12 protein-coding genes and 1 riboswitch are annotated in these 14,568 nt (G+C 37.7%); of the genes, 10 read left to right on the plus strand and 2 right to left on the minus strand.

The window, feature by feature from the left end; translation table 11 throughout:
* Window position 1 precedes the first annotated feature (1 nt).
* From E1140_RS14595 to E1140_RS14630, 8 genes are all read left to right on the plus strand, one after another.
* Window positions 2–298: a hypothetical protein gene (locus tag E1140_RS14595; RefSeq protein ID WP_155185303.1), complete on the plus strand. Its 297-nt coding sequence runs from the start codon at window positions 2–4 to the stop codon at window positions 296–298.
* Between the two features lie 9 nt (window positions 299–307).
* On the plus strand, window positions 308–592 hold the full coding sequence (locus E1140_RS14600) for a cell division protein ZapA (RefSeq protein WP_155185306.1): 285 nt from the start codon (window positions 308–310) through the stop codon (window positions 590–592).
* 183 nt (window positions 593–775) lie between these two features.
* Window positions 776–2,269: a ribonuclease Y gene (gene rny / locus E1140_RS14605; RefSeq protein ID WP_425482034.1), complete on the plus strand. Its 1,494-nt coding sequence runs from the start codon at window positions 776–778 to the stop codon at window positions 2,267–2,269.
* A 6-nt stretch (window positions 2,270–2,275) separates the two neighbouring features.
* Complete coding sequence (locus E1140_RS14610) at window positions 2,276–2,482, plus strand: hypothetical protein (RefSeq protein WP_155185312.1); 207 nt, start codon at window positions 2,276–2,278, stop codon at window positions 2,480–2,482.
* Window positions 2,483–2,558: 76 nt separating this feature from the next.
* Window positions 2,559–3,359 carry a transporter gene (locus E1140_RS14615; protein WP_155185314.1) on the plus strand — a complete coding sequence of 267 codons (801 nt, stop codon included), beginning with the start codon at window positions 2,559–2,561 and terminating at the stop codon, window positions 3,357–3,359.
* A gap of 104 nt (window positions 3,360–3,463) precedes the next feature.
* On the plus strand, window positions 3,464–3,796 hold the full coding sequence (locus tag E1140_RS14620) for a PadR family transcriptional regulator (RefSeq protein WP_155185317.1): 333 nt from the start codon (window positions 3,464–3,466) through the stop codon (window positions 3,794–3,796).
* A complete protein-coding gene (locus tag E1140_RS14625) occupies window positions 3,797–6,409 on the plus strand; it encodes an ABC transporter permease (RefSeq protein WP_155185320.1) in 2,613 nt (870 codons plus the stop codon).
* Window positions 6,410–6,436: 27 nt separating this feature from the next.
* The gene (locus E1140_RS14630; protein ID WP_221412702.1) at window positions 6,437–6,844 is read left to right on the plus strand and encodes a hypothetical protein; all 408 of its coding nucleotides are present in this window, start codon (window positions 6,437–6,439) and stop codon (window positions 6,842–6,844) included.
* On the opposite strand, the gene E1140_RS14635 is transcribed toward E1140_RS14630, so the two are convergent.
* Together E1140_RS14635 and E1140_RS14640 are read right to left on the minus strand one after the other, a co-directional pair.
* Complete coding sequence (locus E1140_RS14635) at window positions 6,841–7,665, minus strand: LytR/AlgR family response regulator transcription factor (protein WP_155185323.1); 825 nt, start codon at window positions 7,663–7,665, stop codon at window positions 6,841–6,843. The two genes, E1140_RS14630 and E1140_RS14635, sit on opposite strands and share 4 nt — an antisense overlap.
* A gap of 48 nt (window positions 7,666–7,713) precedes the next feature.
* Window positions 7,714–9,438 carry an FMN-binding glutamate synthase family protein gene (locus E1140_RS14640; protein WP_155185326.1) on the minus strand — a complete coding sequence of 575 codons (1,725 nt, stop codon included), beginning with the start codon at window positions 9,436–9,438 and terminating at the stop codon, window positions 7,714–7,716.
* A 262-nt stretch (window positions 9,439–9,700) separates the two neighbouring features.
* Window positions 9,701–9,805, plus strand: a riboswitch (SAM riboswitch).
* Window positions 9,806–9,926: 121 nt separating this feature from the next.
* Here E1140_RS14640 and E1140_RS14645 point away from each other — a divergent pair.
* Both E1140_RS14645 and thrA read left to right on the plus strand, forming a co-directional pair.
* Entirely contained in the window at window positions 9,927–11,102 is a 1,176-nt protein-coding gene (locus E1140_RS14645) for a trans-sulfuration enzyme family protein (protein ID WP_155185329.1), read from the plus strand.
* Entirely contained in the window at window positions 11,102–14,506 is a 3,405-nt protein-coding gene (gene thrA / locus E1140_RS14650) for a bifunctional aspartate kinase/homoserine dehydrogenase I (RefSeq protein ID WP_155185333.1), read from the plus strand. Before E1140_RS14645 ends, thrA begins: the two co-directional genes overlap by 1 nt.
* The last annotated feature ends 62 nt before the right edge of the window (window positions 14,507–14,568 follow it).

Genomic DNA, 14,568 nt, shown 5'->3' on the forward strand with positions numbered 1-14,568 from the left:
AATGAGTCAAGACCTGCTAAAATCTAATCTATCCTCACTTGAAAGAAAGCTCTCACTACTTCTGGATAGGCATAAAACCATTAAAGAAGAAATGGAAATGCTAAGGGAAGAAAACGGTGAATTGAGAAGCATTTTGAAGCAAAAGGAGGAGCAGGTAAGCAGCTTTCAAAATCAGATTAAAATTAGTAAGATTGTAAGTGAAATTGATTCGGATGGGAAAGATGCCTCTGAATTGAAGAGTAAGATTGACGATTATATTAAAGAAATTGACAAGTGTATCTTACACTTGAGCAAATAAAAAATATTGATGGACGAACTCTCAATCAAAATTAAGATTGCTGACCGGGAATACCCAATGAAGGTGAAAACCGAAGATGAACAGCGGGTAAGAAATGCTGGAAAATCTATAAATGAGAGAATACGCGTATATCGAGAAAGATTCGGTATTGATGACAAACAAGACCTGCTGGCAATGGTAGCTTTTGATTGTTTGGTGGACAAGATGGAGTTGGAAGAAAAGCATGTAGACACCGATGATAGCGTAGTACAAAAAGTAAATCAGTTAAATAATCTAATTAATCAGGCCCTTTAAGCCCCTCTTCACTTTAGCATAGTTCTGCCGAACATTTCAACAATGGTAATACTCCGCAAGTTGTAATTGATACAATAGCGCTGTTTACTTAAAACCTAAACTTATACCATAATGGCAGATTTAATCTATGTGATACTAAGCGCTGTGATAGCTCTGGCGGCTGGTATTTTCGTAGGTCGTTCTATGGTGGCCAAAGCCAACAAAGCCAAAGAAGAAGACCTTGAAAATAAGGCTAAGCTTATTATCAAAGAGGCTGAAATTTCAGCTGAGAATATCAAAAAAGATAAAATACTTGAGGCCAAAGAGAAATTTCTGAAGCTCAAGGCAGAGTTTGAAGAGGAAGCTTCTAAAAAGAAAAACCTCATTATCACCAATGAAAACAAGATCAAGCAAAGGGAACAACACATCTCTAAAGAGCTTGAAAAACTTAACCGAAAGCAAGCTGAAGTCGATGATTTAAAAGAGAAGCTTTCCTTACAAATTGAAGTAGTCGATAAAAAGAAAGTTGAGCTTGATAAGTTCAACCAGCAGAAGGTTCAAATTTTGGAAAAGATTGCTAACCTAACTGCAGATGAAGCAAGAGAGCAATTGATTGAGACATTGAAAGATGAGGCCCAATCTAAAGCATCTTCTCAAATCAAAGACATCATAGAAGAGGCTAAACTTACAGCCACTAAAGAAGCTAAAAAGATTGTAGTTGAGTCTATACAAAGAACAGCTACTGAACATGCCATTGAAAATTGTGTGTCTATTTTCAATATTGAAAGTGATGACATCAAAGGAAAGATCATTGGTAGAGAAGGTAGAAATATCAGGGCACTTGAAGCTGCAACAGGCGTAGAAATTATTGTTGATGATACTCCTGAAGCTATCATTATTTCTGGTTTTGATCCTGTTCGAAGAGAGATCGCAAGACTATCACTTCATAGACTAGTTGTTGATGGAAGAATTCACCCTGCAAGAATTGAGGAGATTGTTTCAAAGACCAAAAAGAATATTGAAGAAGAGATAGTTGAAATTGGTGAAAGAACAGTTATCGATCTTGGTATACATGGCCTGCACCCAGAGTTGATCAAGATGGTGGGTCGAATGAGATTCAGATCTTCCTATGGCCAGAACCTACTTCAGCATTCAAGAGAAGTGGCCAACCTTTGTGCCACTATGGCCTCTGAACTTGGTTTAAATACTAAGCAAGCCAAACGTGCTGGCTTGCTTCATGATATTGGTAAAGTATGGCCAGAAGAGCCTGAAAAACCTCATGCTATTTTAGGTATGGAGCTCGCTCAAAAGTACAAGGAGCATCCTGTAATCTGTAATGCGATAGGTGCTCACCACGATGAAATAGAAATGACCTCATTGCTATCTCCGATCATTCAGGCATGTGATGCCATCTCTGGTGCAAGACCTGGAGCTAGAAGAGAAGTAATGGAAAGCTATATCAAGCGATTGAAAGAGTTAGAAGCGCTTGCTCTTGGCTTTGATGGAGTAAATAAGTGCTATGCTATTCAGGCTGGTCGTGAGCTTAGAGTAATGGTAGATGCTGACAATGTAACCGATGAGAGAGCCGGACAGTTGTCTTTTGATATCTCTCAGAAAATAGAAACGGATATGCAATACCCTGGTCAGATTAAGGTAACAGTAATTCGTGAAATGCGTTCTGTTTCTTATGCCAAATAGCAACTTATGACTGCAGATGAAAAATTAGATATTATCAATGCATTTCTAACTCCGATAATTAGAGAGAAATTTTCGGAGGAAGAAATTAAAGAAATCTGCAAGCAGTTATATCTCTGCGAAAGCAAAGACCAGATATCGGATAAAATAGATGGGTATGTTATAGAATTTGCCCACCGAGGCGAGAAAATAGATTACAAAAAAGGAGAGTTATAACTCTCCTTTTTTTTATTGAAAACAACTATTGTTAATCAATTTTGTTAAAAATCATATAAAAAACAATTTAGTTAGCATGCCCAATTTTCAGCTGTTCAAGTTAAAGTCAATATTCACACTACTCCTTCTTACTTTTTCCTATTTTCATACTTCTGCTCAATATAACGAGACTATAAGAACTGCCAGGCCTGGTAAATCTGTTGGGCCGTTTACTACTGGTAAATCAATTTTTCAAATTCAATCAGGCCTTAACATTTTCACCTTAGATAATGATGAGGCGGATGTTTCAGGAAATGTGGTGACACAATTTAACTCTCTAAGATATGGTGTATCAGAAAGGTTTGAAATTAGATCAGCATTCTCCTATCGAAATGAGACAATAGATGTTGGTGATACTGAATTTAAGGCTGCCGGAGTAAACTTTTGGAATGTTGGAGTTAGATTAAACCTAACTAATAATGCAGGCACTAATAAGCCATCAATTGGTCTTCAGGGTGATGTAGGGCTAAAAACTGTAAGCAGCGATTATGAACCAGAATACCTATCTCCCAGGCTATTACTTATTTTAGGAACTAGGCTTTATAAATCAATGGGACTTACTGCCAATTTAGGAACACAATGGAGCTCAGCAACGGGAAAGCAATCTGCTATATACACCCTAAATTTGGGATTTCCCATCACCAACAAATTGCGTAGTTTCATCGAAAGCTACGGCTCATATCAAGAGGGTGATTTGACGGCAAGGTTTGATACAGGATTGGGATACCTGATAAATAATGATTTTGCTATTGATATCTCTGCTGGCTATGGAGATAATAATAGCCAGACAGACTACTTCATGGACTTCGGCCTCTCCTACCGTATCAGAACAAACTAACATCTATTTCTTACCTAAAACTTGAGTTTTGAATTATTTTATCTACAAAATAGAATTTTATTGAAACCTTATTATCTACATTTACGAATAATATTAATACTATTATGAAAGGAACAAATCTGGGTGAGTTTGAAGAATTGGTAATGTTGGCCATTGGTGTGCTACACCCAAAGGCTTATGGAGTATCAATTAAAGATGAACTGACCGAACGTACTGGCAGGCAGATAACACTCAGTGCTGTACATGCCTCTCTTCATCGCCTCGCAGAAAAAGGATTTTTAGAAAGTCAGTTTGGTGAATCCTCAAATAAAAGAGGTGGAAAAAGAAAAAAGTATTTCTTCATTACTGCCTTCGGTGCCAAAACACTTGAAGAAGCAAAGCTTATGAGGGAGCAACTGTGGAAAGATGTAAACAAAGTAGCTTTTCAAAATAATTAAATGGAGAAGTTCTCACAAGCCGGACCACCTGCATTTGCCAAAAGGCTACTTCAATGGTACTGCAAACCAGAATTGATTGAAATGATCGAGGGTGATATTGAAGAGGAGTTCTACAACAGAGTTGAGCGGCAGGGTCTCTCAAAAGCTCGATTAATTTATATAATGGATGTGCTTAGGTTCTTCAAGCCATTTGCAATCAAACAGTTTTTCAAAACTAATCACTTAACAATGGGTCTCAATTTCAATTACCTTAAAGTAGCTGCCAGAAGTCTAAAAAAGGATAAGCAAAATTTGTTCGTGAGCATAACAGGTCTGACGGTAGCACTGGCCTGTGCAATAGTCATATATACAGTTATCGACTTTCAAATAAACTACGATACTTTTCATATCAACAAGGACAATGTTTATCGAATCATCTATGATGAGACCAATAATCCTAGCAGTGATAGAAAAATAGCTACCGTAGGCCCACCAGTAGGCCCGGCAATTGTTGAAGCCTTCCCTGAAGTAGTGAATTCAGCACGGCTGAGATATACACCTAATCAGATAGTAAAATATAAAAACAATCAATTTTATGAAGAGAAAATATACTATGCCGACCCCAGTTTAATAGAAATATTCTCCTTCCCTCTTTCGAAAGGAAATCCTAATACCGCTTTAAAAGAAAAGAATGGCATTGTACTCACCGAGCCGATGGCAATCAAGTATTTTGGCAATGAAAATCCGCTAGGTAAAATTTTAGAAGTGGGAGAAGAAACGTTGGAGGTTACAGGTGTTTTTGCCCCTATCCCCAAGAACAATCATTTCCCGTTCGATTTTATCAGACCATTTGAAGCTTTCGAAGTGCCCTATGGTTACCCAGTAACTTTAGATGACTGGGGCTGGATATCATTCCCAACATATATTCAGCTGGCTGATGGTACAGACCCTAATGCTTTTGAGCCTAAACTTGTGGACTTCGCAGGCACTCATTTCCTGGCTGACAGGATTGATAACTTTCGATATGGACTTCAAAACTTAACTCAAATTTACTTTGGCGATGTTTATAGCGAACATACAAAGTCTGGTAATTACAATTATGTCTATGCGTTAGGTTCAGTAGGGCTACTAATTCTGCTACTGGCTGGTTTTAATTTCACAAATATTACAACAGCTAAGTCTTTAACAAGAGCGACTGAAACTGGCATAAGAAAAACGCTTGGGACTTCTAAAAAGTCACTTTGGTGGAGATACATTTTAGAACCAGCAATATTGGTTTTAGGCAGTTTGTTAGTGGCCTTTATAATTTCACCTTATTTACTTAGCTGGTGTGCTCAGGTGATGAGCATAGACTATATCTGGAATTCAGAGTTGGCGATAAAACTAATCTACACATTTATTCCTATTTCGTTTTTGATCATACTCTTGTCTGGTATCTACCCAGCCTTTATCATGTCATCTTTCAAACCGGTTGACGTGCTTAAAGGAACCGTCAAATTAGGAAATAAAGGGTCCTGGATGAGGTCTGTGTTAGTCACCATTCAGTTTTCAATCACTTCTATATTGATTATTGGCAGCCTGATAATCAATGGTCAGGTTGACTACCTGTTGAATAAAGATTTAGGTTATCAAAAAAATCAAATTGCCTTATTACAAATGCCAGGTGAGACGTTGCAGCGCTATTTTGAACCTTTAAAAGAACGACTACTTCAAATCCCAGAAGTGAAAGGGGCATCTATTGGTGGTGGCAGAATGGATGGTGACACAGGTAGCGGACCAGTGTCAGCAGAAGGTATAGAAGAACCGGTGCGTATGGATATTAATGCTGTTGGTGATGACTTCTTTAAAACCATAGGTGTAGATATGATTGCTGGAAGAGAGTTTTCCCAAACTAATGCATATGATAGTGCCAATGGTATTGTAATAAACGAGCAAGTTGCCAAAGCATTTGGCTGGACACCTGAGGAAGCCCTTGGTAAGAAAATACAGGCCAGTGGACAAAGAAATGGAGCAGTAATAGGTGTAGTTAGTAATTTTCATTTCCAATCACTGCATAATGAAATAAAACCCTTGGTGTTAATTTACCCGCACACCAGATTGAGAAATATCTATTTAAGAGTTGATGCGCAGAACTTTCATAACCTTGTGGTATCTGTAGAAAGCGCCTGGAAAGATATAATTCCTGAAGTACCTTTTGATTTTGTATTCCTCGATGATCACCTGCAATCTTTATATACCACAGATCGCCAGTTTTCAAGCTTAATCAAAGTCTTTTCGGTTATTACAATAGTAATTGCCACAATAGGCCTTTTTGGCTTAATTAGTCTTGTAAGTCAGTTTAGGATGAAGGAAATTGGGATTAGAAAGGTACTGGGAGCTTCTGTAAACTCAATTGTATTTATACTTTCAAAAAATTTCATTCTCCTGATTTTGGTTGCCAACTTAATCACATGGCCTATCATCTATTACTTCTCCTCGTCATGGATGGATACATTCGCCTATCAGCAAGGGTTTGACCTCTCCTTTTACTTCATCGGTCTTATGCTCACACTTTTTGTAGCACTACTAACACTTTTTATCCAAACTTTTAAGTCCGCTACCCGTAATCCTATCAATGTTATAAGAATGGATTAACATTAAATTCCACTTAAACCAGCTGACATGAAATACCTTACCCTTTTTACATTACTGCTAATTTCACAGCTTGATGTTTTTGGTCAAAACAACGAACAAATATCAACCATTGATTATGTTCAGATTCTTAATAAAAATGAAGAAGAGGCCATTTATTATTATAAAAATAATTGGGAGAAACTGAGGGTAAAGGCTGTTGAAGCAAAGTTTATCAAATCATATCAGTTACTTAGGCTGTCTGAAAGTGACACTTCAGATTATCATATCATCTTGCTTACCACCTATGCAAATCAAGAGCAATTTGATAAAAGGGAAGAAAACTTTGGGAGGCTAATTGAAGCCAGAGGAGACAGAAAACTATTGAATGAAAAGCAACCTGATGAATTCCGAAAAATTGTTAAAACCAATGAAAGCGTTGGTCACTTAGAAGATTAAATACTAAGCGCGGCATTAAATTCTTTAATCCTGCTTTTGGCCACTTGTACCTTCTCATTATTTTTAAGAGTTACCTCAGAAATGCCATTGCTATTAACTGACTGCACAAAATTAAGGTTAACAATATGTCTTCTATGGATTCTGAAGAAATAAGCCGGAAGCTTTTTCTCCAATGTTTTTAGAGAGGTTCGCATTACATATTTTTTACCACCTGATGTATGAACATCTACGCAATAGTCATTAGCTTCTATTTGCATAATCTCATCAAGCTTTATTACTTGTCTCGAATCACCAATCTTAGTTGACAATACCTTGATACTCTGACTCTCCTTTATTTCCTTCATCTCATCTTCCAGTGTTGTCATGTTTTCAACCAGCACCTCAAACTCCCTTTTGTTTAGATAAAGGTGTACCATGATAGCCATAAAACTATAGGCAATAAGACTAATTGGAGCTTTCTGAAACACTTTAAATATCACGACCTCAATAACCGAAACTTCGCCTCCACTTTTTAAGACCTGTATCAGGGCATATATTAAAACAGTAATTAAAAATGTGGTTACAACTAATCCTGACAGCCTCAATAAAGACCTACCATTGAAATTTTCTATAGGATGGTTAAATAGATAATAAAAGAATCCAGCAGCTACGGCTGACCATACCATCCACCAAACCAATTGGAGGTTTAAAATCTCACCAAAGGTGACAATTGTGCCTTTTGGATGCAGATCAAATGCATCTATGTAGTAATATTGCTGAGCTGATTCAAAAAATATTAGGACCAACAATGATATCACGAGCAGCAATAAGTTCTTTAGCATAATCTAATTATATTGTAAAACCGGAATAGTGTTGCTATCAGGCTGATTCTACTCTTCATCCTCCTGCATCTTCATTTCCCCAACGGTCATACCTCTTTCTTTGGCTTTCTTGCGTTCCAGGCTGGCTTCATAAGCAGAAATTCCATGTAACTCAGAAAGGTAATCCAGATGTCCTGGAGAAGTCACCACCATTATATCATCAGGGGTAATATCACTAGGCGTTTCATAACCACAAGACTCAGCAAGCATCTGTGTTTCTTTATACAGTGCGTCCGCATAAGTTGCTACACGTTTAGCTGCCGCTTCTATATCAAGCGCTTTTTCAAGGCGTCTATTTTGAGTAGCAATACCAGTGGGGCAATTATTAGTATGACACTCCAAAGCTTGTATACAGCCTAATGACAACATAAACCCTCTGGCCATATATATGGCATCTGCACCTAACGCCATTGCAACAGCTATTTCGATAGGAGTCGCAACCTTACCACTGGCAAAAATCACCACCTTGTCACGCACCTTGTGTCTTTTAAAAGCCCAATCTGCCACAGCTAGTGCCTGTTTCATTGGCAAACCGGAATATGAGCTAAGGACGTAAGGTGCCGCTCCTGTACCGCCATCTCCACCATCAATTACAATATAATCTGGTCCTCTACCTGGCTCTTTGCTCATTTTGTCCGCTATTGCTTCTATCTCAGCGGTATGACCTATTACCATTTTTATTCCCGTTGGCTTCTTGGTGATCTTTCTAACATGATCTATAAAATCAAAAAGCCCATTAACATTACTAAACTCTTTATGACGAGCAGGCGCATAGGCATCCTTACCCATTGGTATTTTTCTGATGCCAGCTATTTCTTCAGTGATTTTTTCCTTCAAAAGCATTCCCCCTTTACCAGGTTTAGCTCCTTGAGCAAGCTTAATTTCAAACATTTTAACCTGAGGATGTTGCGCCATTTCTTCAAGTAATTTATCATCCAAATTGCCCTCATCATCTCTAATGCCGTATTTGGCTGTACCAATCTGAAAGATCAAATCACCACCTCCATATTCATGACAAGGCGCCAATGACCCCTCTCCTGTATTATGAAAAATGCCGGCCATTTTTGCTCCTTTATTCAGCGCTGCATGAGCTCTGTAAGATAAAGCTCCGTAAGACATCGCGCTGATATGCACAAAATGGTTGAGTTCTACAGGCACTACACCAGTATGCTTGCCTATAATTTTCTTGTAAGTTCTTCCTGTCTCTTCCCCTGTTTTAATTTTGGTATTGGTAAATGTTGCAGGCATTATCAACGTAGTCCCCACTTTATCCATATCAATTTGGCTACCAAAACCAATGGTATTTCTTACACCGTTAGAGGTTTCATGCACCCAATTTCTGGTTATTCTATTATAAGGTGTTTCTTCCTGATCATTGAGAAATAAGTATTGACGAAGCAAGGGACCCATTTTGACAAGCACCTTTCTCCCCCAGATTATAACAGGAAATAGCCTTTGAATTGGGTTTTCAGTCTGCCGTTTATCATGGATAAAAAGAATAATGACACCAACTATTACAGCAAAAATGATAAACTCGCCCGTTAAGGTTGCTGCCCATTTAAAGACACCAACACTCTCCAATGTTGCCTTTTGGAAGTAATATCCATATACAGCAGTAACTGCGCTGGATAGTAGAAACCAACTAATAGTATATGTATTGAAATTACTAAGGAAACCAACTAGTGTTGGAGCTTTTGAAATACTCTGTTGATGAAATTTTCTTTCTGTAGCCATTTTAAAGGGGTTTAAATTTATAAGCTAGCATGAAAATCTCTGATTTACAACGTAAGGAGCTGAAAATTAGCTATTAAGAGTTCCTGTAAAGGCATTTATTAACCGCAACAATTCATTGTAAAAATTTCACATCCAATGTACACTATGTCAAAAAACGAAAAAGTCGTCATTCTACAATTCTCAATTAACTTTTTGATTTTTAATGGGAAATGACAAAAACAGCCATATATTTGCATCGTTCTAACGAAACGTTCATTTACATAACTTATCGAGAAAGGTGGAGGGATTGGCCCTTTGAAACCTTAGCAACCCTTAGTCATTAAGAAGGTGCTAATTCCAATTGCAAACTGTGCAATAGAGATAAGTCAGAAGAATTTTCCAATACTCTTTTGGCCTATCATTCAAAGGCCTCTCCAATTACACTTTTCATGATGATTTATTAAATGCTAATGGAATTTCCGTAAGGATTTCAATTAATATTTTCTATTATGAAAAGAGATAAATTTGAAACGCTAGCTATTCGCACACAGATGGAAAAGACTGCTCAAAAAGAGCATTCCGCACCCATCTACATGACATCGAGCTTTACTTTTGATTCTGCAGAACATGGTGCGCAGCTATTTAATAATGAGGTTGAGGGAAATTTATATTCAAGGTTTTCCAACCCTAATACAGATGAGTTTATTGACAAACTCTGTCTTTTAGAAGAATGTGAAGCTGGTGTAGCAACTGCCTCAGGTATGGCCGCAGTATTTAATAGTATGGCCGCACTTTTAAAGTCAGGTGATCATATAGTTTCTTCAGGAGCAATTTTTGGCAATTCAAGATATGTACTGACCAATGTATTTCCCAACATGGGCATTGAGCACACTTTTGTGGATGTCGATGACAATGAATCTTATGAAAAGGCCATCCGTCCAAACACCAAAATGATTTATGTTGAGACTCCATCAAACCCAACCTTGAAATCAGCGGATTTAGAATTCATTGGCAATCTCTGCCGAGAAAATGATATTATATTCTCAGTAGACAACTGTTTTGCGACACCATATCTTCAGAAACCAGTTCATTACAAGGCTGACTTAGTTATACACTCTGCTACCAAATACATTGACGGACAGGGCAGAGTTCTTGGAGGAGCCATTCTCGGAAGTGAAGAGTATGTAAAAATATGTTACGACTACATCCGCAGAACAGGAGCCAGTTTATCACCATTTAATGCCTGGGTGCTTTCGAAAAGCTTGGAAACGCTCGCTGTGAGAATGGATAGGCATTGTGATAATGCTGCCGCCCTTGCCGATTTTTTGTCAAATCATAAGGCTATTGATGCAGTAGTTTATCCACACCACGAATCCTATCGTCAATATGATTTGGCTAAAAAGCAGATGAAAAAAGGTGGTGGACTTGTAGGGTGCGTTATCAAAGGAGGCCTGGAGCAGGGTGCTAAATTTTTAAACTCATTAAACATGCTCTCGTTGACAGCTAATCTTGGTGACACACGAAGTATTGCTACACACCCCTCTTCTACTACTCACTCAAAAATGAGCTCAGAGGATCAACTAAAAGTAGGCATAACACCAGGTTTTTTACGTTTTTCAGTAGGGTTGGAACATATCGATGATATCATAAACGATATAGACCAGGCACTAACAAAGTCTAAATAATGCAAGAACTTCAGTATTACAATTTTGAAAATCCATTTGAATTAGAAAATGGAAAGGTTATCAACAACCTTAAATTAGCATACCATACATTCGGAGCAAGAAATGCTGATGACTCAAATGTGATTTGGGTTTTTCATTCTATTTCTGCCAATACCGATGTGCTTGATTGGTGGCCTAAATTATTTGGTAATGGTGGATTTTATGATCCAAAAGACTATTTCATTATCTGTGCTAATTCAATAGGCTCTCCCTATGGCAGCACAAAGCCAACTGATTTGGATTTTCCTCAGTTTTCGGTACGCGATGTTGTGAAGTCTCAGCAGCTGCTGGCTCAGCACTTGGACATAAATAAAATCCATACTGCCATTGGAGGTTCATTTGGCGGCAACCAAGCCTTGGAGTTTAGCTACTCTTTCAAAGGCACAATCGACCATTTAATTCTTGTAGCGTCATGCTCCAAGGAATCAGCCTGGGGTATTGCAGTGCATGAATCTCAGCGTATTGCAATGCAGTCTGATCCAAGTTTTGGTACTGAAGATGGTGGTGTTGCAGGTATGAAAGCTGCCAGATCAATGGCGCTATTGACCTACAGAACATCCAATGCTTTTATAAATACACAGACTGATATTGATGAAAAAGTAGATGATTTTAAATCATCGAGTTATATGCAATATCAGGGCGAAAAATTTGTAAACAGGTTTAATGCACTCTGCTACTACTACTTAACAAAATGTCTTGACAGTCATCATGTAGGAAGAAATCGTGGTGGTGAGGTAAAAGCATTAAGCGAGATTCAAATTCCAACCCTGATTATTGGTATTAGCTCAGACACTTTGATTCCCGTTCGTTTTCAAAGGTTCATGGCAGAACATATTCCCAACTCGAGTTTTCAGGAAATTGAGTCTGAATTTGGTCATGATGGTTTCCTAATAGAAACAGATCAAATCATTAATAAAATCAAAGGTTTTTATGACTCATTAAACTTTGGTAAAAGTCAGGAAAGGACAGTTTTAAAGTTTGGAGGAAAGTCATTAAAAAACAGTTCTTCCTTGCATAATGTGTTGGAGATTATAAAGAGTGAATCTCAAACTAAGAGCCTTGCTTTGGTAGTTTCTGCAAGAGGAGAAAGTACTGACTTATTGCAAAGCATATATGAGGATGCTTATAGAGGGAAGGATTATTCCCAAAAGTTAGCGTCTTTCTTTGGGCTTCAACAGTTAGAGGATGAAGATTTTAATTTTGACATTGAAAAAGCTGAGTTAGAGGACTTCTTAAAAGCACTTAGCATTATTAAAATCCCTTCTAATGCTATAAGAGATAAAATATTGTCTTTTGGAGAAATTATTAGTGCCAAAGCAATAGCATATGCTTTAAACAAAATCGAAGTAAATGCTGGTTTTGTTGATGCGAGGGATTTGCTTCTGGCAGAAGTAATTGATGGTGATGCCCAAATAGACTTTTTCAATTCAAGAAAAAATGTAACGGAGTATTTTTCTAAAATAAAAAGCTCGTTTATACCTGTAATTACTGGCTTTATTGCCAAAAACAAGAAAGACGAGACCATTACATTAGGTCGGAATGGCAGCAACTATTCAGCAACTATAATTGCCAGCTTTATAAAGGCTGCAGAAATACAGAACTGGACAGATATTGATGGAATCTACAGTGCAAGTCCAAAATATGTTAGCAATGCAGTTAAGCTAGAGCACATCAGTTACAAAGAAGCTAACGAGCTTGCCAACTTTGGAGCTAATATTCTACACCCAAAAACTATTCTACCGCTGTTGTATAATGATATTCCGCTTGTTATAAGAAACACAAACACTCCCGCTAACCCAGGAACATTAATTGACAAAAACGGATCAGGAAAAGGGATAAAAGCTGTTTCTGCTGTTGAAAATGTCTCTTTGGTGAGTATCGAAGGCAAGGGAATGTTGGGGAAAGTGGGCATAGATGCACGAATTTTCAACGCCTTAAGTAAAGATGAAATTAGCGTGAGACTTATCTCTCAAGCATCATCAGAAAGGGGGATCGGGTTTATCATCGACACTGAAAATGCTACCAATGCCGAATTAGCCTTGAATAAGGAGTTTCAGGTTGAATTAGAAACTGGTGAAATTTCTTCCATCAGGGTCAACAGTGATATGGCCATAATTGCCATTGTTGGCCGACATAATTTCGCATTGGAAAAAGCAATTCAAGGGCTGCGCAGAAACAAAATCTGGATGCATTTGATCAGCAATAGTATAAGTGGAGAACATATTTCGCTGGTTATTGATAGTAAAAGGCTTAAGAAAGCCATAAATGTGGTGCACAATCAGGTGTTTGGAGCTATAAAGACACTTAACCTCTTCGCCATTGGAAAAGGAACCGTTGGCGGTAAGCTTATCGATCAGATTTTAGAAACCAAGGAATCTATGATTGATCAGCGCGGTTTAAAAATCAATGTGATTGGGGTGGTTGATAGTCAAAGGTATATCATTAATGAAAATGGGTTATCAACCAACTGGAGAGATCAACTAAAGTGTTCTCAGCACTCTAATAACTTCAATGAAATATTAAAAAGCCTTAGCGAAACTGGCCTTGAAAATATCGTGATTGCTGACAATACATCAAGCCTTGAGGTAGCAAACCTCTACCCCACTTTTATGCGATATGGTATTGACATTGTTGCTTCCAATAAGAAAGCCAATTCTATTGACTACAGTTTCTACATAGAACTGCGTTTAGACTTAAAGAAAAGAGCAAGACATTTCTTTTATGAGACTAATGTTGGAGCAGGCTTACCAATTATCGATACGCTTAAACATCTACATAACTCATCGGATCAGATAACTAGAATAAAAGGTGTATTCAGTGGATCTCTAAGTTATATTTTCAACCACTACTCCATATCAAATGAAAGCTTTAGTAAAGTTTTGGAGGAAGCAAAACTGAAAGGCTTTACCGAGCCAGACCCTCGCGAAGATTTGAGTGGTATGGATGTGGCCAGAAAACTCTTGATTCTAGCTAGAGAGGTTGGTATGACTTGTGAATTTGAAAATGTAGAAATTGAAAGTCTTATTCCTGACAAGCTTAGTAGTACGAATGATTACTCTGAGTTTATTGGTCAGCAAGATATTTTGAATCAGCATTATCAAGAGATTAAGAATGGTCTAAAATCAAATGAAGTGCTTAGGTACGTTGGTGATTTAGATGCAGAGGCTGGAACACTAAAAGTATCTCTTATAAAAGCCTCTAAAAATTCGCCTTTAGGTAATATAAAAAATGCAGACTCGATTTTTGAAATCTATACCAAGGGTTATGGAGAACAGCCTATGGTTATTCAAGGTGCTGGTGCCGGTGCTGAAGTTACCGCCAGAGGAGTTTATTCAGATTTGTTAAGAATTGGATCTCAGGTATGAAAAGATTAAGTGGCCTCTCCAGGAATCGAACCTGGATCTAAAGTTTAGGAAACTTCTATTCT

The organism is Fulvivirga lutimaris, assembly GCF_009711525.1.
In the GTDB taxonomy this organism is placed as follows: domain Bacteria; phylum Bacteroidota; class Bacteroidia; order Cytophagales; family Cyclobacteriaceae; genus Fulvivirga; species Fulvivirga lutimaris.